Source organism: Pseudoalteromonas sp. KS88, from assembly GCF_004766475.1.
In the GTDB taxonomy this organism is placed as follows: Bacteria; Pseudomonadota; Gammaproteobacteria; order Enterobacterales; family Alteromonadaceae; genus Pseudoalteromonas.
The window spans coordinates 165,741-183,720 of the sequence record NZ_PYHV01000019.1 but is presented as its reverse complement, the minus strand read 5'-3'; the positions used below and the strand labels follow the sequence as shown (position 1 = coordinate 183,720).

31 protein-coding genes are annotated in these 17,980 nt (G+C 39.6%); 17 read left to right on the top strand and 14 right to left on the bottom strand.

Going from position 1 to position 17,980, the window contains the following annotated elements; translation table 11 throughout:
* Position 1 precedes the first annotated feature (1 nt).
* The 3 genes from C7Y70_RS13085 to C7Y70_RS13075 are packed head-to-tail and all read right to left on the bottom strand — an operon-like array spanning position 2 to position 2,722.
* Entirely contained in the window at positions 2-322 is a 321-nt protein-coding gene (locus C7Y70_RS13085) for a hypothetical protein (RefSeq protein WP_135475242.1), read from the bottom strand.
* Positions 312-1,679 (bottom strand): virulence-associated E family protein, encoded by a 1,368-nt coding sequence (locus tag C7Y70_RS13080; RefSeq protein WP_167850824.1) that lies wholly within the window; start codon positions 1,677-1,679, stop codon positions 312-314. Before C7Y70_RS13080 ends, C7Y70_RS13085 begins: the two co-directional genes overlap by 11 nt.
* Complete coding sequence (locus C7Y70_RS13075) at positions 1,679-2,722, bottom strand: PriCT-2 domain-containing protein (protein ID WP_135475240.1); 1,044 nt, start codon at positions 2,720-2,722, stop codon at positions 1,679-1,681. Before C7Y70_RS13075 ends, C7Y70_RS13080 begins: the two co-directional genes overlap by 1 nt.
* Before the next feature lie 83 nt (positions 2,723-2,805).
* Between C7Y70_RS13075 and C7Y70_RS13070 the strand changes: the two genes are divergently transcribed.
* On the top strand, positions 2,806-3,237 hold the full coding sequence (locus C7Y70_RS13070; RefSeq protein ID WP_135475239.1) for a hypothetical protein: 432 nt from the start codon (positions 2,806-2,808) through the stop codon (positions 3,235-3,237).
* Here the strand turns inward: C7Y70_RS13070 and C7Y70_RS13065 are convergent.
* On the bottom strand, positions 3,200-3,439 hold the full coding sequence (locus C7Y70_RS13065) for a hypothetical protein (RefSeq protein ID WP_135475238.1): 240 nt from the start codon (positions 3,437-3,439) through the stop codon (positions 3,200-3,202). The genes C7Y70_RS13070 and C7Y70_RS13065 overlap by 38 nt on opposite strands.
* 109 nt (positions 3,440-3,548) lie before the next feature.
* A complete protein-coding gene (locus tag C7Y70_RS13060; RefSeq protein WP_135475237.1) occupies positions 3,549-3,764 on the bottom strand; it encodes a Cro/CI family transcriptional regulator in 216 nt (71 codons plus the stop codon).
* A gap of 96 nt (positions 3,765-3,860) precedes the next feature.
* Here C7Y70_RS13060 and C7Y70_RS20760 point away from each other — a divergent pair, with 96 nt between their 5' ends.
* Positions 3,861-4,598 (top strand): helix-turn-helix transcriptional regulator, encoded by a 738-nt coding sequence (locus tag C7Y70_RS20760; protein WP_135475236.1) that lies wholly within the window; start codon positions 3,861-3,863, stop codon positions 4,596-4,598.
* A 7-nt stretch (positions 4,599-4,605) separates the two neighbouring features.
* Here the strand turns inward: C7Y70_RS20760 and C7Y70_RS13050 are convergent, their stop codons facing one another.
* From C7Y70_RS13050 to C7Y70_RS13035, 4 genes are all read right to left on the bottom strand, one after another.
* Complete coding sequence (locus C7Y70_RS13050) at positions 4,606-5,478, bottom strand: hypothetical protein (RefSeq protein WP_135475235.1); 873 nt, start codon at positions 5,476-5,478, stop codon at positions 4,606-4,608.
* Between the two features lie 198 nt (positions 5,479-5,676).
* Positions 5,677-5,958, bottom strand: coding sequence for a helix-turn-helix transcriptional regulator (locus C7Y70_RS13045; RefSeq protein ID WP_135475234.1), 282 nt, complete (start codon positions 5,956-5,958; stop codon positions 5,677-5,679).
* A gap of 93 nt (positions 5,959-6,051) precedes the next feature.
* Positions 6,052-6,315, bottom strand: coding sequence for a hypothetical protein (locus tag C7Y70_RS13040; RefSeq protein ID WP_135475233.1), 264 nt, complete (start codon positions 6,313-6,315; stop codon positions 6,052-6,054).
* Positions 6,316-6,406: 91 nt separating this feature from the next.
* On the bottom strand, positions 6,407-6,772 hold the full coding sequence (locus C7Y70_RS13035; RefSeq protein ID WP_135475232.1) for a DUF6694 family lipoprotein: 366 nt from the start codon (positions 6,770-6,772) through the stop codon (positions 6,407-6,409).
* Positions 6,773-6,961: 189 nt separating this feature from the next.
* Here C7Y70_RS13035 and C7Y70_RS13030 point away from each other — a divergent pair, with 189 nt between their 5' ends.
* The 12 genes from C7Y70_RS13030 to C7Y70_RS12990 all read left to right on the top strand — a co-directional run bounded on the left by C7Y70_RS13030 (position 6,962) and on the right by C7Y70_RS12990 (position 11,720).
* Positions 6,962-7,366, top strand: a complete 405-nt coding sequence (locus C7Y70_RS13030) for a LuxR C-terminal-related transcriptional regulator (RefSeq protein ID WP_135475231.1) — start codon at positions 6,962-6,964, stop codon at positions 7,364-7,366.
* Between the two features lie 19 nt (positions 7,367-7,385).
* Positions 7,386-7,550, top strand: a complete 165-nt coding sequence (locus C7Y70_RS20530; protein WP_167850823.1) for a hypothetical protein — start codon at positions 7,386-7,388, stop codon at positions 7,548-7,550.
* Positions 7,551-7,655: 105 nt separating this feature from the next.
* A complete protein-coding gene (locus tag C7Y70_RS13025) occupies positions 7,656-7,862 on the top strand; it encodes a hypothetical protein (RefSeq protein WP_135475230.1) in 207 nt (68 codons plus the stop codon).
* 39 nt (positions 7,863-7,901) lie between these two features.
* Positions 7,902-8,165, top strand: a complete 264-nt coding sequence (locus C7Y70_RS13020) for a hypothetical protein (protein ID WP_135475229.1) — start codon at positions 7,902-7,904, stop codon at positions 8,163-8,165.
* A complete protein-coding gene (locus C7Y70_RS20525) occupies positions 8,165-8,335 on the top strand; it encodes a hypothetical protein (protein ID WP_167850822.1) in 171 nt (56 codons plus the stop codon). Before C7Y70_RS13020 ends, C7Y70_RS20525 begins: the two co-directional genes overlap by 1 nt.
* 11 nt (positions 8,336-8,346) lie before the next feature.
* Complete coding sequence (locus C7Y70_RS13015) at positions 8,347-8,595, top strand: hypothetical protein (protein ID WP_135475228.1); 249 nt, start codon at positions 8,347-8,349, stop codon at positions 8,593-8,595.
* A gap of 137 nt (positions 8,596-8,732) precedes the next feature.
* Entirely contained in the window at positions 8,733-9,020 is a 288-nt protein-coding gene (locus C7Y70_RS13010) for a hypothetical protein (RefSeq protein WP_135475227.1), read from the top strand.
* A gap of 34 nt (positions 9,021-9,054) precedes the next feature.
* Complete coding sequence (locus C7Y70_RS13005; RefSeq protein WP_245321508.1) at positions 9,055-9,327, top strand: hypothetical protein; 273 nt, start codon at positions 9,055-9,057, stop codon at positions 9,325-9,327.
* A 9-nt stretch (positions 9,328-9,336) separates the two neighbouring features.
* Positions 9,337-9,492 carry a hypothetical protein gene (locus C7Y70_RS20520; RefSeq protein WP_167850821.1) on the top strand — a complete coding sequence of 52 codons (156 nt, stop codon included), beginning with the start codon at positions 9,337-9,339 and terminating at the stop codon, positions 9,490-9,492.
* Positions 9,489-9,710 (top strand): hypothetical protein, encoded by a 222-nt coding sequence (locus C7Y70_RS13000; RefSeq protein WP_135475226.1) that lies wholly within the window; start codon positions 9,489-9,491, stop codon positions 9,708-9,710. Before C7Y70_RS20520 ends, C7Y70_RS13000 begins: the two co-directional genes overlap by 4 nt.
* Position 9,711: 1 nt before the next feature.
* Positions 9,712-10,887: a tyrosine-type recombinase/integrase gene (locus C7Y70_RS20680; protein WP_135475225.1), complete on the top strand. Its 1,176-nt coding sequence runs from the start codon at positions 9,712-9,714 to the stop codon at positions 10,885-10,887.
* Between the two features lie 305 nt (positions 10,888-11,192).
* A complete protein-coding gene (locus C7Y70_RS12990) occupies positions 11,193-11,720 on the top strand; it encodes a KilA-N domain-containing protein (protein ID WP_135475224.1) in 528 nt (175 codons plus the stop codon).
* A gap of 42 nt (positions 11,721-11,762) precedes the next feature.
* On the opposite strand, the gene C7Y70_RS12985 is transcribed toward C7Y70_RS12990, so the two are convergent.
* Both C7Y70_RS12985 and C7Y70_RS12980 read right to left on the bottom strand, forming a co-directional pair.
* Positions 11,763-12,530 (bottom strand): hypothetical protein, encoded by a 768-nt coding sequence (locus tag C7Y70_RS12985; RefSeq protein WP_135475223.1) that lies wholly within the window; start codon positions 12,528-12,530, stop codon positions 11,763-11,765.
* 11 nt (positions 12,531-12,541) lie between these two features.
* Entirely contained in the window at positions 12,542-13,594 is a 1,053-nt protein-coding gene (locus C7Y70_RS12980; protein WP_135475222.1) for a hypothetical protein, read from the bottom strand.
* A 139-nt stretch (positions 13,595-13,733) separates the two neighbouring features.
* On the opposite strand from C7Y70_RS12980, the gene C7Y70_RS12975 reads away from it, so the two are divergent.
* Positions 13,734-13,931 carry a hypothetical protein gene (locus C7Y70_RS12975; RefSeq protein WP_135475221.1) on the top strand — a complete coding sequence of 66 codons (198 nt, stop codon included), beginning with the start codon at positions 13,734-13,736 and terminating at the stop codon, positions 13,929-13,931.
* Positions 13,932-14,062: 131 nt separating this feature from the next.
* Here C7Y70_RS12975 and C7Y70_RS12970 read toward each other — a convergent pair whose 3' ends face one another.
* The 3 genes from C7Y70_RS12970 to C7Y70_RS12960 all read right to left on the bottom strand — a co-directional run bounded on the left by C7Y70_RS12970 (position 14,063) and on the right by C7Y70_RS12960 (position 15,487).
* Complete coding sequence (locus C7Y70_RS12970) at positions 14,063-14,587, bottom strand: hypothetical protein (RefSeq protein ID WP_135475220.1); 525 nt, start codon at positions 14,585-14,587, stop codon at positions 14,063-14,065.
* Positions 14,588-14,677: 90 nt separating this feature from the next.
* Entirely contained in the window at positions 14,678-14,965 is a 288-nt protein-coding gene (locus C7Y70_RS12965; protein ID WP_135475219.1) for a hypothetical protein, read from the bottom strand.
* A gap of 111 nt (positions 14,966-15,076) precedes the next feature.
* Positions 15,077-15,487 (bottom strand): S24 family peptidase, encoded by a 411-nt coding sequence (locus tag C7Y70_RS12960; protein ID WP_135475218.1) that lies wholly within the window; start codon positions 15,485-15,487, stop codon positions 15,077-15,079.
* A 919-nt stretch (positions 15,488-16,406) separates the two neighbouring features.
* Between C7Y70_RS12960 and C7Y70_RS12955 the strand changes: the two genes are divergently transcribed.
* Both C7Y70_RS12955 and C7Y70_RS12950 read left to right on the top strand, forming a co-directional pair.
* Positions 16,407-17,321: a zinc dependent phospholipase C family protein gene (locus C7Y70_RS12955; protein WP_135475217.1), complete on the top strand. Its 915-nt coding sequence runs from the start codon at positions 16,407-16,409 to the stop codon at positions 17,319-17,321.
* Entirely contained in the window at positions 17,322-17,693 is a 372-nt protein-coding gene (locus C7Y70_RS12950; protein ID WP_245321507.1) for a hypothetical protein, read from the top strand. It abuts the gene before it with no gap.
* The last annotated feature ends 287 nt before the right edge of the window (positions 17,694-17,980 follow it).

The following is a 17,980-nucleotide window of genomic DNA, read 5'->3' as shown; positions in this document are numbered from 1 at the left end:
ATCATTCCCCGCTAAAGCCAAATAACAAATTAAAACTGACTTGGTCACCCTTATTTTTACCGTGACCACCTACCGTGACCGCTACAACCCTTGCAAATACTCTATTGGTCATACTGGTCATGGTGGTCATAGTGTTTTTACATACACAAGAACAAACATATAAATAGAAAGTACAAGATACGCGTGTCCGCTCGCACCCGCGCGCGTATGTGTGCGCGAAAACACCGTGACCACCGTGACCACCATGACCACACCAGCAAACACGCACCTTACAGCGGTCACCACTGCTGGTCATGGTCACAGTAAACAACCTACTTAACATTCCAAAACCCCTCAGGCGCCACGTAAAACGCAGGGCGCTTACCATCAACTCGTTTTTTCTTCTTAGTAAATCCAAGCCTATGCATAATCTGGCCAACACGCTTTTGTTCAGGCGGTCGCATAGCATGAGGATCCATACCAAGCACCTCAGTCATAATATCGGCCAGCGAATAATCTCCGCGCATATTCTTAAGCAGCCACTCATAAATCATGCCCTCCCACACATCAGAATCAAACCTATCCTCCTGCTGCGCTTCAAACAAATGCTTATACTCATCAGTAGGCCACCAAGGCATCCCCTCATTAAACAAATGCAAAGCCTCCGCCCAAAGCTGGTCCCTATCACGGGCAATCGCATCCTGGCATATCTTCGTACACATCACAGGCCAGTAACGTCGGTTACCCGTAGAATCCTTTAAATACCTATCTTGGTTAGTCGTCCCAACAAACACACATTGCCTAGGGAACTCCTGCACCATACGGCCATAACTCGGGCGGTATCTATCAACCTTAGAACCAAAGAACTGTTTAGCTTTGGTATTTTCAGCCTTATTAAACGAATCAAGCTCAGCAAGCTCAATACCCCACATCCCCTGCATTTGCTGAAACGTATCTTTTTCACCAAGGGCCATAGGCGTATCAGTAAACCAATCACCAAACAAATTGTTACACATACTCGACTTACCTAAGCCTTGCGAACCCTCAAGAATCAAAACCGAATCCACCTTAACAGGCGGGCACATCACCCGCGCCACAGCCGAAACCAAAAAGAACGTCCCAACCATAGCGGCATAGTCAGTATCTTCAGCGCCCAAATAGTTATGCAACCACATAGCAACGCGTGGCGTACCATCCCACTTAACCGAATTTAAGTAATCTTTAACAGGGTGAAAAGCATGTTCTTCAGAATGAACCAAAATAGCACCCAGCACATCATTGGCCCTAGGCGTAAAACCATAGGTTTCAGAAAGGTAAATACGTAAGCGCTCAGTGTCAGTGTCGGTCCATTCACCCGCTTTTCCTTTTAAAAACGGCGGCTTCTTACGTTTTATAATACGATAACTAAAGTCGCAATAGCCCAACACACCATCAAAAGCAGGGTCATTTTCAAGCACCAACTTTGTATTGCTAATACTCGCCTGAGGATTACCCGAATTAGTTCTTTGGAAATTGCGCTGCCACTGCTCATCCCCTAGAGAACGCTGTCGCGCGTCAGCGTTTTGCGGCGGCGGGTTATTTTCATTATTACCATCATTAGCACTAGGCTTATCAACTACACTAAGCAGTTGCGTTTTAACTTCGTTAAGGCCAGCGCTAACATGCAAATCATTCCAATCGTTTAATTCTTTACTAGCCATCATGCCGCCTTATTTATAACAGCAGAAAAGTCAGGCACAGCAACAAGGCCACTCACAGCAGCAGCTGCTTCGTGTGCTTTTGTAACACCAGGATTGCCCTGTGTATTAGCATCATCATCAGCGCAAAATATAAAAGTCTTATCAGGTAACTTCTCTTTTAGTGCTAATGCAACAGGCATTAAATTCCCAACATCAAGCGCCACCGCACACGGCCACTCAGTCGCCATATGAATGCTCGCACCCGTTGCATAGCCTTCACATACAGCCAAAATATTGCAACTGCTCGCCTTACCAATAAAATGGAACAACCCAGCCTTACGGCCATGCTTTAAAAAGAACTTCCCCCCCGTCGCATTAATAATCTGCACATTCCAAAGTGCCTTATCAATATCAATCAACGGAATCGCCAAGTCCCCACGCTTAATATGGAAAATAGAATAATCGCGTTCATCCTTAGGTGGTAAATCGCTTAAGAACTGCTTAACCTCTTTTCCGCCGGTAACATACTCAGCCACAAAATTCGGTCGCATAACCACAACAACAGACTGCTTAAACGCCCTAACCCCAAAACCAATAACCTTTTTTTCGCTCAAATACTTATTCGACTTAACCTTAATCGTAAATTGGTCAAGTAAACTACTGGAAAATTCCGCAACAACCCCATGCCAACGCTGGCGCGCGGCTTCATCCTCTGCTTCTTTCGCTTCGCGCTCCTTAGCACGTTGAGCAAATTCAGCATTAAGCCTAGCTTGCTCTTCTGGCGATATAGGCTCTCGTTCAAAAGTCAGCCCATTATCAATCGCCATTTTAAAAACGGTTTTAATCGTAGTACCGCCGCCTGCCTTAATGCTACGCCAGGCACTTTTTACATCGCTCGGTTTGTAGCGTTCACTGCCCGCGCTCCAACTATCAAACGCATCAAAGCCCGCATCACCAAACTCATTTTTAATACCCATGCCCACCTTAACCCACTCATCACGCGAGCAATTAGGGTCAAGGTACTGCAATGCATCCTGTAAATCCTGCAAAGTCGTTTGCTGCATATTTAAAATTCCTGTTAAAAAAAGCTACCCTAAATTAGTATATTTAGTAACCACACCAACACTCCAAAATAAGGAAGCAAAACATGCCACTTAAAGTTGATAATCAAAACCACTTTGTTCTAATAAGCTCTTTAATACTTACCTACACCGCTAAACACTTCCCTCTCAGCTTCGAGCTGTCAGATGAAAACTTAGCTAAATCGCTTCGCCGCCATGGGATTGCTGATTACTTTGGAACATTAAGTGAAGTAATCCCCGCCACTATCATATGGTTATCAGACGAAGGTTATATTCGAAAATCGGCTGATAAAAAAAATACCTATACCATTACCGAAAAAGGCTTAAAGAGCATCGAATATAAAATGCAACCACTAAAATTTCCGTATACCGATTTCACAACAGCAAAAGATGACGGATACTCTTTTAAAGAAAATGAAAGTGGTAGAGAGATTGAACTCAAATGCACAGGCCCCGCCCTCAAACTTTTACCTGAGAACTGGCTACCGACTGACTAAGAACAGCAAGTTTATTTTCTAACTTAGCTTTTTCTTCAGCTACATGCTCCAGGTGCTTTGATGTTTCATCAATACGCTCTTGGAGCTTTACTTCTCTTTCCTTCAAAAAATCAAAATCTTCTGTGGTTAATCCAAACTGCTTTGTTTCGCCATTAATGTTAAAAGTTGCTACACCAATACATTCACATTTTCCGTTATTCATAAATCACCTGTATAAAAAAACATATATTCGTTTGGCTAAATTCCCAGTTATTGATTGGCTAATCTAAAAGCACAACAACACAGGAATAACCCACATGAAAACTACCAACCTAAGCTGCTTGCTTATTTTCCTCAGGCGGATAAATATCAGGCCGCAGAAAACTACGATCAACACCAAGCGCAGCCTCAATTTGCAGCACCCTCACAACTGGAATTTTCTTGTCTTTCCACTTGCCTACTGCTTGTTCAGTTACCCCAAGCTTTTCAGCAAGTTGCTTTTGAGTACCACCGGCGGCCTCAACGCATTGTTTAAATTCTGGTGTCATAAACCCTCCGTTAACTAAACCAATATAAACCATTAGTTTATTTATTGTAAACCTTGTTTTGTATTAAATTCTAAACCTTAGGTTTATGGTGTTGATATGAAAGATAATTCAGTTACTGGTCGACTATGGTCGGCAATGCAAGATGTAGGTGTTACTAAGGCAGAACTCGCGAGAGCAGCTAATGTCACACCACAAGCTGCTGGAAAATGGTTTAAAACAAACTCTATTAGTCGCGAGTCCTTAGACGCATGCGCTAAAAGGTTAGGTGTGTCCATTAAATGGTTGATCAACGGCGAAGGTGATAAATTCCCTGAAAACGTAATTTCAATCAGCAAAAGAATGCATGACCAATCATCTAACGTTGACAGTTTTGTAGAATTAGACCCATGGGATAGTAAAACCCCATTAAATGATGATGAAGTAGAAGTACCGTTTTATATGGAAGTAGAATTATCAGCCGGCAATGGCTCAGAGGTTCATTTAGAAACCGAAGGCCCTAAACTACGTTTTTCTAAATCTACACTTCGTCGGCACGGTATAGATCCAACTCACGCAGCATGTGTCAAAGTATCAGGTAATTCTATGGAACCAGTCATACCTGATGGCGCGACTGTAGGTATTGATACTGCGAATACAACAATAAAAGATGGCGATATGTTCGCCATAGATTGGTCGGGTGCGCTGTTTGTTAAAACACTAACGCGCAGACCAGGCGGTGGCCTACGCATTCGCAGCTTTAATTTAGACGAATACCCAGACGAAAACCTAACTGTTCAAGAAGCTCAAACAGTTAGAGTAATAGGAAGAGTGTTTTGGTATTCAGTTTTAAGATAATCTGGCACTAAAGATTGATTATAATATCTTGTGCGCGAGATAAATGATTAAAAACTTCATGTGTGATTTCCTCTTTATATCCAGTTTTATCACATTTAATATAAAAACAAGCGTCCTTAACAACTAGTTTAGGTTCGGCAAAAATGAATGGATACTTAGAAACTAAATATTTTGATAGTTCCGACTCTTTAATTGTAAAGTAACGGATCAAATACGTATAAGCCATGGGAAGAGACATTTTATGTCCGCTCAAAGTTGTGCCAAATAAATACTGATTTTCCGTTAAATCAACAACGCTTGACGTGCCTCTTTTCCTTAATTCTTTTTGTGTTTCTTCAGAGTAATCAGCATTAACTACTTTATTATCATCTATCAATTCCGGCCAGTTATCCTTAACAATGGTTAATAGATTTTTATCAACCCAAGCACCGTGCTCCATTATAGCGATGGCATAAATTTTGTCCTCGGTGACAATCGCATACAACAAAGGTCCTGACCGCTCTATATATCTACCTTTCATTTTCATGCCTAAGTGAAAATGTCTTATATTCCAATGATTAAATAAACCGTCAACAGTACGATTAACCATTACATCGTCACCGTCTGGTTCCATTTCAAATTTGTAAATTTCAGTGCCTTTAGACATGTACGGTGCTAAGTCTCCACCTAATGAAGCATTACTACAGAATAACTCGAAACCTTTAGCGATCTCCTTGGGAACTTCAAAGTTTTTAGGGAATACTACTTCTCTAGCTTTTCTAGGTATTTTTCTTATCAAATACTCCCAAAATATCATATGTGCATCATTATAACTTTTACTCGAGGAATCAATTTCCAAAAGTGAAGCTAGGTAATCATTCCATCCCGAAAATAAATACATTAAAACCTCCAAGGTCTAATATGAGTGAAAAGAATATAATTCAATAGTAAGGCATCTATTAAAATAAAAATTAAGGCTATTCCTAACTGTCTTGATTAGGGTTAAATTTATCTATTCTTTAAGAAAATAAAAAGCTTCTAAAAGCTCTCTCACTAAAAAAGCCCGCAGTATGCGGGCTTTTTTGAGATAAATAGTCTATTAACAAGTTTCAACCAATCGCCTTGCGTTGTAAGTATGCTTTTGAGCTTCTAGGTTGAACAATGTCTGGATGTCCATCTGGAATGCCTTGTTAAGTTTGACTGCCATCTCCTCTGTAAGTGCGCCGCCTTTGAGAAAGCGACTCATCGTCGATTGATTGACACCTACGAGTTTTGCGGCTTCATTGCCTGATAATCCTTTTTTAACCATTTTTTCTTTCACGAAGTATGCCGCGCCCTGGGGTGAGCCTAACGCGCCTACCAGTTTGCTATTAACATTCATTTTTATCTCCAATTACAAAGCACTTGCTTATAGTTTCTATAAAGTAGTCCACTATAACGAGTGTGGACGTGGCCTTTAAGCCACGTCCACACCTTAACTATAGCAAGTGACATCTAAGTTAACGCCCCCGTTTGCATTGAGTTGAACTTTTATACATGCACAAACATGCTGTTCATTTACTCTTACAAAATAGGTGGCGCTACTGCCGTCAACCTCTACATCATCAATGATACTTGCCAACGCATCCAAACTAACAGCTGCATAAAGAACATCAATAAAACTCTGCACTTTATTTTTCTCTGTCTGACTCAAAGGTTCAGTTGCTACAATTAAGTCATCAACAGTCGTAATTAACATGTTGCACCCCTAATTGTAATTAACACCAACTGCTTGATTACAGTTGATGCTATTCATTCTATATGCGCATAACGCATAAGTCAAATTTTAATCACCTGTCCATCAGATTCCTAGCATGCAAGACATCTTGATATACCGTTATCACCTCTTTTCCTGTCATACCATTAATACGTTCAGCATTTTCATGAAACTTAATGTCTTGAGGATTTTCTCCTCGTGCTAGAACAGCAGCAATAAATTCACTATATGAAATGTAATCTCCCCCGTAACTATAAAACCGAATAGCCTCTATAAATATCGGCTTTTCATGCTCTTCAAGGCTTAAATAAATATCATATTCAGACCAAGCAAAACTATTCATAGAAGTAGTATCAATTGTAAGCTCAGGCTCATAGCTCAAATAAATATAACCAACAGCCAAAAGAAGTAATAAAGCAAAAATACTTTTTAAGTGCATATACAAATCCTTCTTTGCATTCCAAGTTCCTAAATAAAAGACTAGCCCTGACTGGACCAATTCGCAAATAAAACAAGCCATTACCACACAGTAAACCTTTGGTTTAATTTTTTGTCATTTCTAACTTGCCTGAGATGTAAACCTATGGTTTACTTATAAACCATAGGTTACTCAACAAACAGATTAGTTATGAACACTCAACGCACAGAAACCGGATACCAGCTTGACGACATGCACGTTAACGCCAAGCCCTATTCTCGCCTACCAACTCAACAGGCGCGTACCCTGCTATTAGTCGCTAAAGGCCTGCCGCAACAAAGCATAGCCGATGAGTTAGGCGTAAAGCTGTGCACCGTTCGCCAAGCCTGTAACGAGCTCAGCTTTAAATTTAATACCCATTCCATGCGCCAAACGGTACACCAAGCAATCAAGCAAGGTGTATTGCGCTATACAGTTTGCATACTGCTTTGTCTAATTAGCGCAGCAAATAACGACCTAGAGCGCAGTTTTAGAACTATTCGGGTAGCCCGAACAGTTCGCACCACCCGTTTACGCCACCTGCGTGAACTGCAAAACGACTTACTAGCAGCCTAACGGCACAAGGAGAATAGCGATGACCAAAGTATTTTTATTCCCAACAGCCAGAAATAACGCCGCCACAGGCCCGTTACTTCACAAGCTAAAACAAGCGCAAAAGGTATGCCCATTTAAATTGATTATACCCGAGCAAAAAGCAGCTAATAGCCCATATCCTGAGCCACCGCCACATGCGGCGTAACTCAGGGCCATAGTTCCACAACCTGCTGGCGCGCACTTGCCCAACTAGCCCAGCCGAGTGGTTGCCGTAAGCAACCAAACAACACAACTAAAAATGGTAAAAATTATGAACGATTTTGATAAAGGTGTTTTTTACGTTGCAGGCTTATTGGTGACCTTCATGGATAGTCCAGGATATGCGGTAGATGTTTTAGAACAAGCTGGATTGCTCAATGCTGATATTTCTTCACTAGATGAAACAGAGCAACGAGCAATGAAAACCCTGATGAAAGATGGAAACAAACGAGTAAATCTGACAGGTCTCACAATATAAAAATCGGTTAACAACACAACAGGAACTAGGATAAAAATCATGCTAAACATATTTACAGCACTCATCATCAACCAACTAAAACAGCGTATTCACTTTATGAACCAGCGCATGCAAGGTGAAGAACTACGCATTTACGAATCAGGTACCAAATACTGCATCATCGTACTTGTCGATCTAAATACACAAACCGTACTTGGCACATGGGCACTAAACGCCAGCGCCAAGCGCGACCTGTGTGTCACCAAAGCGTTTTTAAGCCTTATTGAAAACACCCGTTCACAGCAATCATTACTAGCAGCGTAATGACTGAATTTGAGCAAGAAACGCTCGAAACCTTGGTCAGCTTTATAGCCAAAGACCAAGCCGAGATCAAACAGTTACTAACTAACAAAAAGCTCAAAAAAGAAGCCTGCCAACTAGTTAAAAAGTGGAACGACAAACGTAAACAACTGGGCTTAGTCCCTTGGGAATAACAGGTATAACAATGGCAAACGAAAAAGTTTTTAAACATGACGGCACCACTTTTGGCGCTCATTACGCTGCAGAAAAGTGGCTTAGAGAAAACGGCTTTAGTTATGGTTCAAGTAGCCATGATGGCCCTGCTGGCATAGTTAAAGGAGACGCTGCTATTGCTAAATATCGCCACCTATCTGAAGGCGATAAAGAAACAATGGATGGCTGGCTTTATTCCGGCCGCGAACAAGATGCACGGATTGTTTTTAACATTAAATAAGGAACCACCAATGCACAAATTTAAACGCAACTGCGTAGCTCATCAACGCGCACGCATTCGCCAGTTTTATCAACGTAAACACGCTGTGCAAAGCGCACAGCCAACACAAACCAAAAAAGCAGCATAGGAGCAAGCCGATGAATACGCATCAAGCAGCTGAGAGAATGCTCGAAACAGGGCTATTTTACACAGAGCTACTAATAGCCCGCGAGTTTGGCCAATCGTTCAAACATGGTGAAGCATGTTTAAGAAGCATTCGAAAGAATAAGCGCTACACCATAATTGAAGAACAACACCCGGTTAAAAAAGTAAAAGTAATCGCCATCGATGGCCGTACAGTAACCATCAACCAATTACAGAACACCGCATTGCTATTCAAGCGCCCAAACTTACTGATTCAGGAGAGCAACAATGGCACCAGGTAATGTAATCCACAAAAACCAAAGTGATTTTAATTAAATGATGATCAATAAAATCACCATGCCAAAGGCCTGTATTAGCTGTCAGGCCTATAAACACATTGGTAAAAGCGATGATCAATACTGCCCACATACAGACTGGCGCGGGCAAGTTAAAACAAAAACCCGTTATGGCCACTGCCAAACCCACGGCACCCAAGTATTCATAACAGAGCTTTGTAACCAATATCAGCAAGAGCCATTTATAGAAGTGGTTGATGCTGATAACAGGCCTAAGGCTAAACAGCCAAGGCAGGAACGACTGGTATTTTGAGGTAAAACTATGGCTAAAAAAGTAATCACAATTTTAGAAGATGCCGATGGCGTTATTATTGAAATTCGCACCAATGGCCGGCGCGTAAATTATGAGTGCGAAGACCTAAACGAAGCACTAGAAGTACTCCCCCACTTAGACGAACTGCAAACAGGTGACTTATGAAAAAGCCTAAATTAATGAAAGCCCGTTGTTGGGCAAAAGAGCACTTCCACGGCGATTCACTCCCAAGCTATCAATCACTTCGTGACTGGGTAGCAACCGGCTATGTGCTAGGTGAATTGGTAGGCCCAGGACAACAAGTGTATATTTACGAAGATCAACAACCAGGAACGCATGCAAAAGCAAAAGAAATTGCATTGCAACTAGCAGCGAACAGCTAAAATGGCACCAAGAAAACGACTTAACAAAAACCGAGACCTGCCGCCGTTTTTATACTTTGATAAAAACGCCGGCTATCAACTCAAACTAGTAAACGGCAAGCGCAAAATTATTAGCCAAAACCGTACCGAAGCAATCATCATTGCAAACGAGTACAACCGCATAAAACGTGGCGGCTCATTACTAGACGACCTAATAAACGACACCACCTCAAAAACCAGCTTTAGCAGCTTAGTAGACAAAATAATTGAACGCATGACCGCCGATAAAAAGCCCGGCAGCAGTGTTGTATCTACGTGGTTAAACGACGCCGAACGCGTTAAGTCATACTTCACCATGCCAGGGGAAGAAATCACCCTAAGCGACGTAACTGACTACATGGACCACTTTCATAAAAGCGCCAGCAACAACGTATACAACCGCAAATTAAGCTTTCTTGAACTCGTATTCGACTACGCTAAAGACACAGGCCACATGACCACCAACCCAGCAGCGCTTAAAATTAAAAAACCAAAAGAAGCCAAAAAGCGCAAAGCCCTGGACGTAAACGCATTTGAAAAAATACGCGCCGCCGCCCCACTCTGGCTAAAAACAGCCATGGACTTAACCATGCAAACCACCCACGCAGTACTGGAAGTATCGCGCATAGAATACAAACTAAAAAAAGCAGAACCTGGGCGCTGTGGTTGCATTTGGTATAAAGAACCACTCACAGACCAATACGGTAAAATTTACGGTGAGCTGGCAATACACCGCCAAAAAACCTATAAAAGTGAAGCGTCGCATGTGATCATACCTATCAACGACACAATAAAAGCCATTATCGACAACAGCCGCGACAACACCGTATCGCCCTACGTCGTGCACAAGCTCCCTAAAAAGAACTCAAACCCAACCAGTGCATTGGTAAACCACATCACCCAAATAGTAAGCAAAAACATCAGCCGCGAATTTTCAAACGTACGCGATCAACTAGGCCTATACAGTAACCTAAAACCAGAAGAACGCCCAACCTACCACGAAATACGCGGGCTATCTGCACGACTAATAAAAGCCCAAGGCTGGGACCCACAAACCCGCATGGGTCACTCAGACAGCAAATCAACCAAAGTCTACACCGAATTCGGCAAGCAAATAGAATGGGTGCAAGTGCCTAATTTAACGGTAAACCTAAGCTAAACCACCAACGGCAAAATAAACCATGATATTGACAAAAAATAACAGTCAGCCCATACTTATCCCACACCAGCAAAATCTGGTGCCCGAATTGGCGTTCGGAAATTACTTGCGGTGCACAACACGCCCTTATATTTAGCGTGTTTTTTTGTGCATGCTCTCCATTTCATTATGGTGGGGTGAGCTGAGGCAACTTCGGTTGCGCCAGTATTCCGTAGGTAGCTGGTACGCCAACTCGGTTCATCCCACCACCATCTGATTGGCGTCCTTGGTGATGGGTTAAAAACTACTTACCTACGGAGTCAAATATGACTAATTTATCAATTCTATCAAAACAGATCCGTTTACATGACGGGCTTTTCTCATTAAATGATTTACATAAAGCTGCTGGCAGTGAGGGCAAGCACCGCCCCGATAGGTTTTTACGCTTAGAGCAAACGCAAGATTTAATAACTGAAATTAACAGTTGCCCAGATATGGGCAACTCTTTTAAAACATTGCGTGGTGTAGGTTCATTTGGCTGTAAAGAACTGGTTTACGCCTACGCCATGTGGATAAGCCCTAAGTTTCATCTACAAGTCATCCGCGCATTTGACGCCCAACAACAACAGGCCATCACCAAAACACCCAGCCCACTGGACTACCAGCGAATCATGCTCACAATAGAGAACGGCCAAACCACCAATACCCAATCACTAGCGCTTGAAGATATGGTCACCTCATTCGACAAACTCCCCGGTATCCTACGAGAAAGTATGAAAATACAACCCTACCAACTCGCCCAAATAGCCAAAGCCGCCAACGAACGCCTAAGCCGAATGATACACAAATACTAAACACATAAAAAAAACCCGCTAATCAGCGGGTTTTACATAATGTTATTTATTATCTTCATCTTTTAGTTTGTGCTTATTGTTCAAGTATTCTAAATTTTTACTAAAAGCCTCTTTAGCTTCTTTCAAATATATTAGAGATTGTGGAAGATCACCTTGGTTAATAAAATAATTCTCATAACGTTCAATTGAATCAATATGGCCACTAATTTGCGCTATCGCAGCTTCAAGAAGCAAATTAACTAATTTTGCACTATCTATGTCCAACTTATCCCTGAGCCTCTTAACTACAACAGAGGTTTTTTTAAGTTTCCAAGAATATAAATTGAAATGAGGGCCGAGCTTAACTTGTGCGTTGATGTCTTTTGGAACAAAGTCAGACAATACATCTCCTCCGGCTTTTTCTAGCTCATTCAACATATTTGTCAAAAAATCTAAAGTTCTTTGCTGCCTATCATACTCAATTTGCTCATTAAATTGCTTCCGTTGTTCTTCTAAATTTTCTTTACTCATTTCTTCAGATAACTTAATGGCAGTAACTGTATACTTATTGGCTAAGGCTTGTTCTTTATTACTTTTTGACTGTAAGTAAACAGTATAAATGATTCCCAAAAATGAGAAAAACGACAGAACAGGGCCTAATACACCACCAAAGAAACTACCAAAGTGAGACCATGTTTCAGTAGTTCCACTAAAACCGACTCCCACACCAGACCACCATAAAAAATAAACGCCAGCGATACACACAACAGCAAAAAATATAAGTGTATACAAAAGCCCTTTCGGTGAGGATTCACTATTAGAATTAGACATAAATATCCCTTTTAGATTGTAGTTATATATGAATAAAATTTTTCTGGAACGCCCAATATTCTTAATATTTCATTTTTAACGCTCCGTAATTCATGGGCTGGCAATGAGTTTGGCGCCTTATTGAATATACTATACCCTTTTGCATACCGCTCTCTATAATTATCATAAGCATCTGAGGTATAGCTATTCATTAGGTGCATATTAGGCTCACTCTTCAAGCTATTAAAAAGCTTCAACAACTCTTCTTGGGCTAATTGGTCTTTTTCTTGCTCTTCATAATAAAAGTCTCTTCGCTCTTCATAATCATCAGCGCTTTCGTCAAACAAACCATAATAATCAGGGCTAAATGCATAGTCTGTTGAAACCGCAACCATCAATAAAGCGAATTTAGTTTTGCCATTTTTTTGCTCTGAGAATCTTTTAGCTAAATTTCTTAGGTTATAAAACGCTGTTTCGTTGCGATCTTTAATTTCATTGATTTTAGCAGGCCCTATTATCAAATCAGGCTCTAAAATATCAAAATACTTTTCAGCCATCATAAAACCAATATCGATAAATACGAAATCATAGTTATCTATTACAGGCTTTAAACTCTTGGGTGAAGAGGAAAATGGGAAATCAAACAAATCATTGGTAGCGTCGAGTTTGCCAGGGCTTTCAATTTCAATCGTTCTTGGAAATGAGTAGTTATGTTTAGTAGACATTTCACCAAACATAGCGCAACCATTACGGTCAGAGATAACAAGTACCTCATACCCATCAGCCATAAGCGCGGTGCTAATATCAATAGTAAGTAATGTATGCCCTGCTCCACCTTGGCCACCATAAAAACTAACAAGCTTTCCTAATTTACCTTGCTTGTTTGGTGGGTAAGGTAAACCGTGCTTTAAGCAAAATAGCTCAAGTGTTGCTGGCGGTATGTTCAAGCTGCTACCAGCAGTCACCGGCGCTTCATACCTTTGCCATAATCGCCGGTTCTTATAAACACTATCTGCCGCTTGTTGACTCGATAAGCCTAATTTTTTACGTAACTCTCTTAAGTTTTCGGGGGTAATTCGCTCCATTTAATACGTCCTTTTAGTCTAAAATACCCAAATACGAACTTCACGACGTAATTTGTAACACAGGACGTATATCTTTTCACTTTTTAACAAACAAAATTACTTGTATCTTTTCCTCAACGAAAACAGCAGGAAATACCTAATGCAAAACAACAAAGCGCTACAACTTAAAAACGAACTAGATAAAAACATCTACCAAGCAGAAGCCGCAATTAACGCGCTATGTATTGAAGACCACTTTGAAGTAATGGATAAAGACACCCTAGCAGGCATGTTATGGGTGGTATCAGACAACCTAGAAAAGATAAAACGAAGTCTGAGGGGGTTCCCCAGAGGATAATATACTTTTTTGGTTATATAAGTTTAAGTGATGTGATAAGTGTGGTTATTATGCTGTCTCTAATTGTTTAGCTCAAACTAAGCAGTGCAATCAGCATACCTATATTATGGTAAGCACATTTTATATCTTTGTTACGGCTTGATAACAATAAGTTCATGGATTGAGCTCGCATCTATTATATTTCGCTCGTACAGCCTATTAATAAAGCTCACTCTATGCGTACCTTCAATCAGGTGGTACGGATGCCCAAGTCTTCGGCCACCTAATTCACAACCAAATATATGATCAATAATAACAGGACAGAAGCTCCACTTTTTATTTTCTATACAGTATTTTAGTTCTGGATAAGCGAGACTGCTTGTATTCTTTAAATAATCATCCACTTGGGAGTACCAGAAATCGAGTGGTTTATTATCACAATAACGCACCTCGTTATAAATCTGTTCAGCTGTGAATGAAACTCTTTCCAACCTGTGATTATTGATATTAAATTCTGGGAAGTTGTAATTAAACCTATCGAAGTGCTCTAAACAAACAGAGCTAAGAAAATCGCGATCAATTGTTCTAGCAAAATCACCAATTTTAATTAAATAAGAGTTCCATCCTGAGTCATTACTATAAAGAGTATCAGACATTTTTAAAATACTAGGAAGCATTATTTTATCCTCAGAAATGAACCTGAATAAAGATTTAAGTGGCTAAAAGCAGCCACCGTACGTAATAGTTTATTTTACTTACTTTCTAATTTAATCAGTTCGTTTAACTGATTTAACTTTGACACTGACACTTTGAATCGTTTTGCTTTTATTAACCATCATTAAATGGCGAATTTTAACTACTTCAAGAAGATGATCTTTTGGAACTTCACCAGAATTTGCATAACTTTCATCATTTCCTTCGGCCCAAGCAAAAGGATCAATTTCATCACCTACTTGTAAGGCTATAAAAGGTGATGTTGAACAAAAGCCTGCTATTGGATCATTAATAAACGACTCCAAATAAACCTCAATACGATATTCTGTTGGGTATTTCATATTTTTATCCTTTATTATTTCTCTATATGTAATGATCTTATGTAAACATTAAACATAAGCTGCTACCAGTAAATTCTACTAAAAGTATAAGTATGCATATTGCAATAAAATTTAGCCTGTATGTGAAAACTCTGCACAAGGCTTATGTAGCCTAATACTTCTGGTAACCACTCCTTCTAAGCAGAAATCATCTTCAGGTGATATATATACTGGTGCATAGTCATCTGATGCAGACATCAACAAACGATTTTCTTTATGGATTATTTTACAAACAAAGCAGCCATTGTAAGTGGCAACCACAATATCACCTGTACTTACATCAACAGCACGATCAACAATTAACAAGTCGCCATCGAATATCCCTACCCCCTGCATAGATTGCCCCGACGCTAAACCTATAAAGGTAGCATCAGGATGCTTAATAAGTAGCTCATCCAAAGTTAAGCCCAGCTCTTTATATTGCGCTGCCGGCGATTCAAAACCAGTAATACCCGCCTCAATATAAATAGGAATAACAAACATACACACACCAAAATAAAGCACTGTTTATTTATACAGTATAAGTCTAATAAGCGAGTTTGGAAAGGTAAACTAGCTTACTGAGGAAAGTGAGGTTTTTGATTAAGATTTTCTAATGGGTTGTTTATATTGAGTTTTACTGATAACTTAAATACTCGATTTGTAACAAGCGCCCTAACCGTTTGATTTTATTGAATTGTAAAAATGATAAAAATTGCAAAATTAACTGTATATAAAATCAGTTAATTGCATTTATAATGTATAAATTACAATAACTTAACTCGATATAGCGTCACATCATGGGGTGGCAGGGGTCGAGAGTTCGAATCTCTCCATACCGACCATCTTTCCTCCTTAATATCTTTCACTTACACAAAAAATCAAGTTTTCTCATAAACTCCGTTTGTATCATATTTGTATTATTAATTTTCAAAATGACTTTTAGTTCAAATTTTAGGTATGAGAATTATTAATGTCCTCCAACACCAGCAAATCTATTTTCCTCAAATTATCAACATAACTTGCATATGATGAACCTTAGAGCCCATGAGCTATAACACTTTCTAAAGCCAATGAAAGAGCACAAGCAACCTATCACATTCACCGATAGAGAAGTTAACTATATGCTGTATTAGGGTAACGGTAGTGGCAAAAAAATAGTCTGATTCTTTTCTAACTACACCCTACTCTTTCCAACTGACACACATGGCCTCAGGTATAGCTAGGCTCAAGCAAGAATGGTTTAACTTAATGCGTAGGTTTTAAATATAAAACGACCTTAGAGATCACTTCACAGGAAATAGGGTATTTTAGGACGATGCTACTTAAGTGTATCTCGAGTAAGTTTCTCTTAATTGCTTGACTAATTATTACACTATTGTAAGTTGTTAATACATTAAAGATTAAGTAAAAGGATTTACTCATGCCTGGTGCATTCGCACATATAACAGCTGCTAATTTAGCAACTGATAATAACGCCCTTTCAAGAATGAATATTCCAAAACAAGCAAAATTAATTTTAAGCACAAACCAGAAATATATTGAATTAGGTTGCGTGTCACCGGATTATCCTTATCTCGCTGTTGGCCATTCAGAACAAAATAAATGGGCTGATTTAATGCATTATCAAGGTACAGGTGATGTAATTAAAGAAGCTGTAAAATATTGTAAAGTTCTTGAAGGGCATGCGAAGGAGAAGTGCTTTGCATGGCTTTGTGGCTATATGTCACATGTTGCAGCTGATATAACTATACATCCTGTAGTCGAACTAAAAGTTGGTCTATATGAACATAACCAGGCCGCACACAGAACATGCGAAATGAATCAAGACTCGTTTATTTGGCCCAGATTAAATCTTGGGGAAATTGGCCTGGCTGATCGAGTTGAGCAAAACATTGGTTCATGTACAAATCAAGGTAATTGCCTCGATGATGATATAAAGAAAATTTGGGGTCACGCTTTAACTAGTATACATAGTGAATATGCTTATTCGACCGCACCAAATTTCGATATTTGGCATAGCGGTTTTCAATTAGTTGTAAATAATGCTGAAGAAGGCTACAGGCTTTTCCCTTGGGCGAGACACGTTGCAGCTGAGAATGGCCTTCTTTACCCTAGACAAGATGAAATTGACTATAGCTTTATAGAAAAACTTAATACTCCTAAAGGAGTGATGCACTATAATGAAATATTTGACTTAGCAATTGAAAATATTAAATATTTTATAACTATCATTGCAAATGCTGTTTTTAATGATGAACAATGCACCCAGATTTACAATTGGAACTTGGACAACGGCAAAGACGAAAATGGAAATCTAACAGCGTGGAGTATATAAATGAAATACATATTTCTAATTATAACAATTATTTTATCTGTAGGCTGCTCTAGCTTAGCCAATGCTCATGATCCTGAAAAAATGGCTGACCTTGCCTCACAATTAAAAGATATTTCCGCCGCTATTGATGGAACATTGAAGTTTAGTTCTGAACCTTATACCGACCCGCATAAGCTACTACTAGCAGCAATAAAAGACGATAAATCCAAACTTGAACCATTTGAAAATTATCAGTTAAGAATCGTTATTCAAGAAAAAACGCGATTTTATTGCTGTGTAAGGAAGAAATACTACTTATCGAGGATGCTGGGTGTTCCGCAAAATCAGATATACAACATTGGCAATCTGATAAAAATCAAATTTGTAAAGTGACTTTAAAATCTAATCAAGTATGCAAATTTTAATATACTATATTTTTTAAAGTCTCTTCTCGGGTTACTTTATTTTCATCGAAGCAAAGTAAAAGGGGTCACCCATTAGAAAGTTCCGGTCAAGCAGGCAACTGTGTTTTCTTGAGCTTTCTATTAAAAAATCAAGTGTTCTTTCTATTTAAACTCAATTCAATTATGACTACGCATCTAGAAAAATAAAGGGGTAAAATCTTGACTTCAGACATCATAATTATCAAAGCGTTTTTAACCATATTTCGAACCAAAAAA

Coding starts and splice junctions, on each gene's coding strand:
- C7Y70_RS20530 (WP_167850823.1), top strand. CDS start 7,386: ATGACCAAAGTATTTTTATTCCCAACAGCCAGAAATAACGCCGCCACA.
- C7Y70_RS13065 (WP_135475238.1), bottom strand. CDS start 3,439: ATGAATAACGGAAAATGTGAATGTATTGGTGTAGCAACTTTTAACATT.
- C7Y70_RS13050 (WP_135475235.1), bottom strand. CDS start 5,478: ATGTATTTATTTTCGGGATGGAATGATTACCTAGCTTCACTTTTGGAA.
- C7Y70_RS20760 (WP_135475236.1), top strand. CDS start 3,861: ATGAAAGATAATTCAGTTACTGGTCGACTATGGTCGGCAATGCAAGAT.
- C7Y70_RS12965 (WP_135475219.1), bottom strand. CDS start 14,965: ATGAAATACCCAACAGAATATCGTATTGAGGTTTATTTGGAGTCGTTT.
- C7Y70_RS13080 (WP_167850824.1), bottom strand. CDS start 1,679: ATGGCTAGTAAAGAATTAAACGATTGGAATGATTTGCATGTTAGCGCT.
- C7Y70_RS12970 (WP_135475220.1), bottom strand. CDS start 14,587: ATGCTTCCTAGTATTTTAAAAATGTCTGATACTCTTTATAGTAATGAC.
- C7Y70_RS13045 (WP_135475234.1), bottom strand. CDS start 5,958: ATGAATGTTAATAGCAAACTGGTAGGCGCGTTAGGCTCACCCCAGGGC.
- C7Y70_RS13035 (WP_135475232.1), bottom strand. CDS start 6,772: ATGCACTTAAAAAGTATTTTTGCTTTATTACTTCTTTTGGCTGTTGGT.
- C7Y70_RS13015 (WP_135475228.1), top strand. CDS start 8,347: ATGGCAAACGAAAAAGTTTTTAAACATGACGGCACCACTTTTGGCGCT.
- C7Y70_RS20525 (WP_167850822.1), top strand. CDS start 8,165: ATGACTGAATTTGAGCAAGAAACGCTCGAAACCTTGGTCAGCTTTATA.
- C7Y70_RS13010 (WP_135475227.1), top strand. CDS start 8,733: ATGAATACGCATCAAGCAGCTGAGAGAATGCTCGAAACAGGGCTATTT.
- C7Y70_RS20680 (WP_135475225.1), top strand. CDS start 9,712: ATGGCACCAAGAAAACGACTTAACAAAAACCGAGACCTGCCGCCGTTT.
- C7Y70_RS13020 (WP_135475229.1), top strand. CDS start 7,902: ATGCTAAACATATTTACAGCACTCATCATCAACCAACTAAAACAGCGT.
- C7Y70_RS13060 (WP_135475237.1), bottom strand. CDS start 3,764: ATGACACCAGAATTTAAACAATGCGTTGAGGCCGCCGGTGGTACTCAA.
- C7Y70_RS12955 (WP_135475217.1), top strand. CDS start 16,407: ATGCCTGGTGCATTCGCACATATAACAGCTGCTAATTTAGCAACTGAT.
- C7Y70_RS12990 (WP_135475224.1), top strand. CDS start 11,193: ATGACTAATTTATCAATTCTATCAAAACAGATCCGTTTACATGACGGG.
- C7Y70_RS13030 (WP_135475231.1), top strand. CDS start 6,962: ATGAACACTCAACGCACAGAAACCGGATACCAGCTTGACGACATGCAC.
- C7Y70_RS12975 (WP_135475221.1), top strand. CDS start 13,734: ATGCAAAACAACAAAGCGCTACAACTTAAAAACGAACTAGATAAAAAC.
- C7Y70_RS13085 (WP_135475242.1), bottom strand. CDS start 322: ATGTTAAGTAGGTTGTTTACTGTGACCATGACCAGCAGTGGTGACCGC.
- C7Y70_RS13075 (WP_135475240.1), bottom strand. CDS start 2,722: ATGCAGCAAACGACTTTGCAGGATTTACAGGATGCATTGCAGTACCTT.
- C7Y70_RS12950 (WP_245321507.1), top strand. CDS start 17,322: ATGAAATACATATTTCTAATTATAACAATTATTTTATCTGTAGGCTGC.
- C7Y70_RS13040 (WP_135475233.1), bottom strand. CDS start 6,315: ATGTTAATTACGACTGTTGATGACTTAATTGTAGCAACTGAACCTTTG.
- C7Y70_RS13025 (WP_135475230.1), top strand. CDS start 7,656: ATGAACGATTTTGATAAAGGTGTTTTTTACGTTGCAGGCTTATTGGTG.
- C7Y70_RS13005 (WP_245321508.1), top strand. CDS start 9,055: ATGATGATCAATAAAATCACCATGCCAAAGGCCTGTATTAGCTGTCAG.
- C7Y70_RS13070 (WP_135475239.1), top strand. CDS start 2,806: ATGCCACTTAAAGTTGATAATCAAAACCACTTTGTTCTAATAAGCTCT.
- C7Y70_RS13000 (WP_135475226.1), top strand. CDS start 9,489: ATGAAAAAGCCTAAATTAATGAAAGCCCGTTGTTGGGCAAAAGAGCAC.
- C7Y70_RS12985 (WP_135475223.1), bottom strand. CDS start 12,530: ATGTCTAATTCTAATAGTGAATCCTCACCGAAAGGGCTTTTGTATACA.
- C7Y70_RS12980 (WP_135475222.1), bottom strand. CDS start 13,594: ATGGAGCGAATTACCCCCGAAAACTTAAGAGAGTTACGTAAAAAATTA.
- C7Y70_RS12960 (WP_135475218.1), bottom strand. CDS start 15,487: ATGTTTGTTATTCCTATTTATATTGAGGCGGGTATTACTGGTTTTGAA.
- C7Y70_RS20520 (WP_167850821.1), top strand. CDS start 9,337: ATGGCTAAAAAAGTAATCACAATTTTAGAAGATGCCGATGGCGTTATT.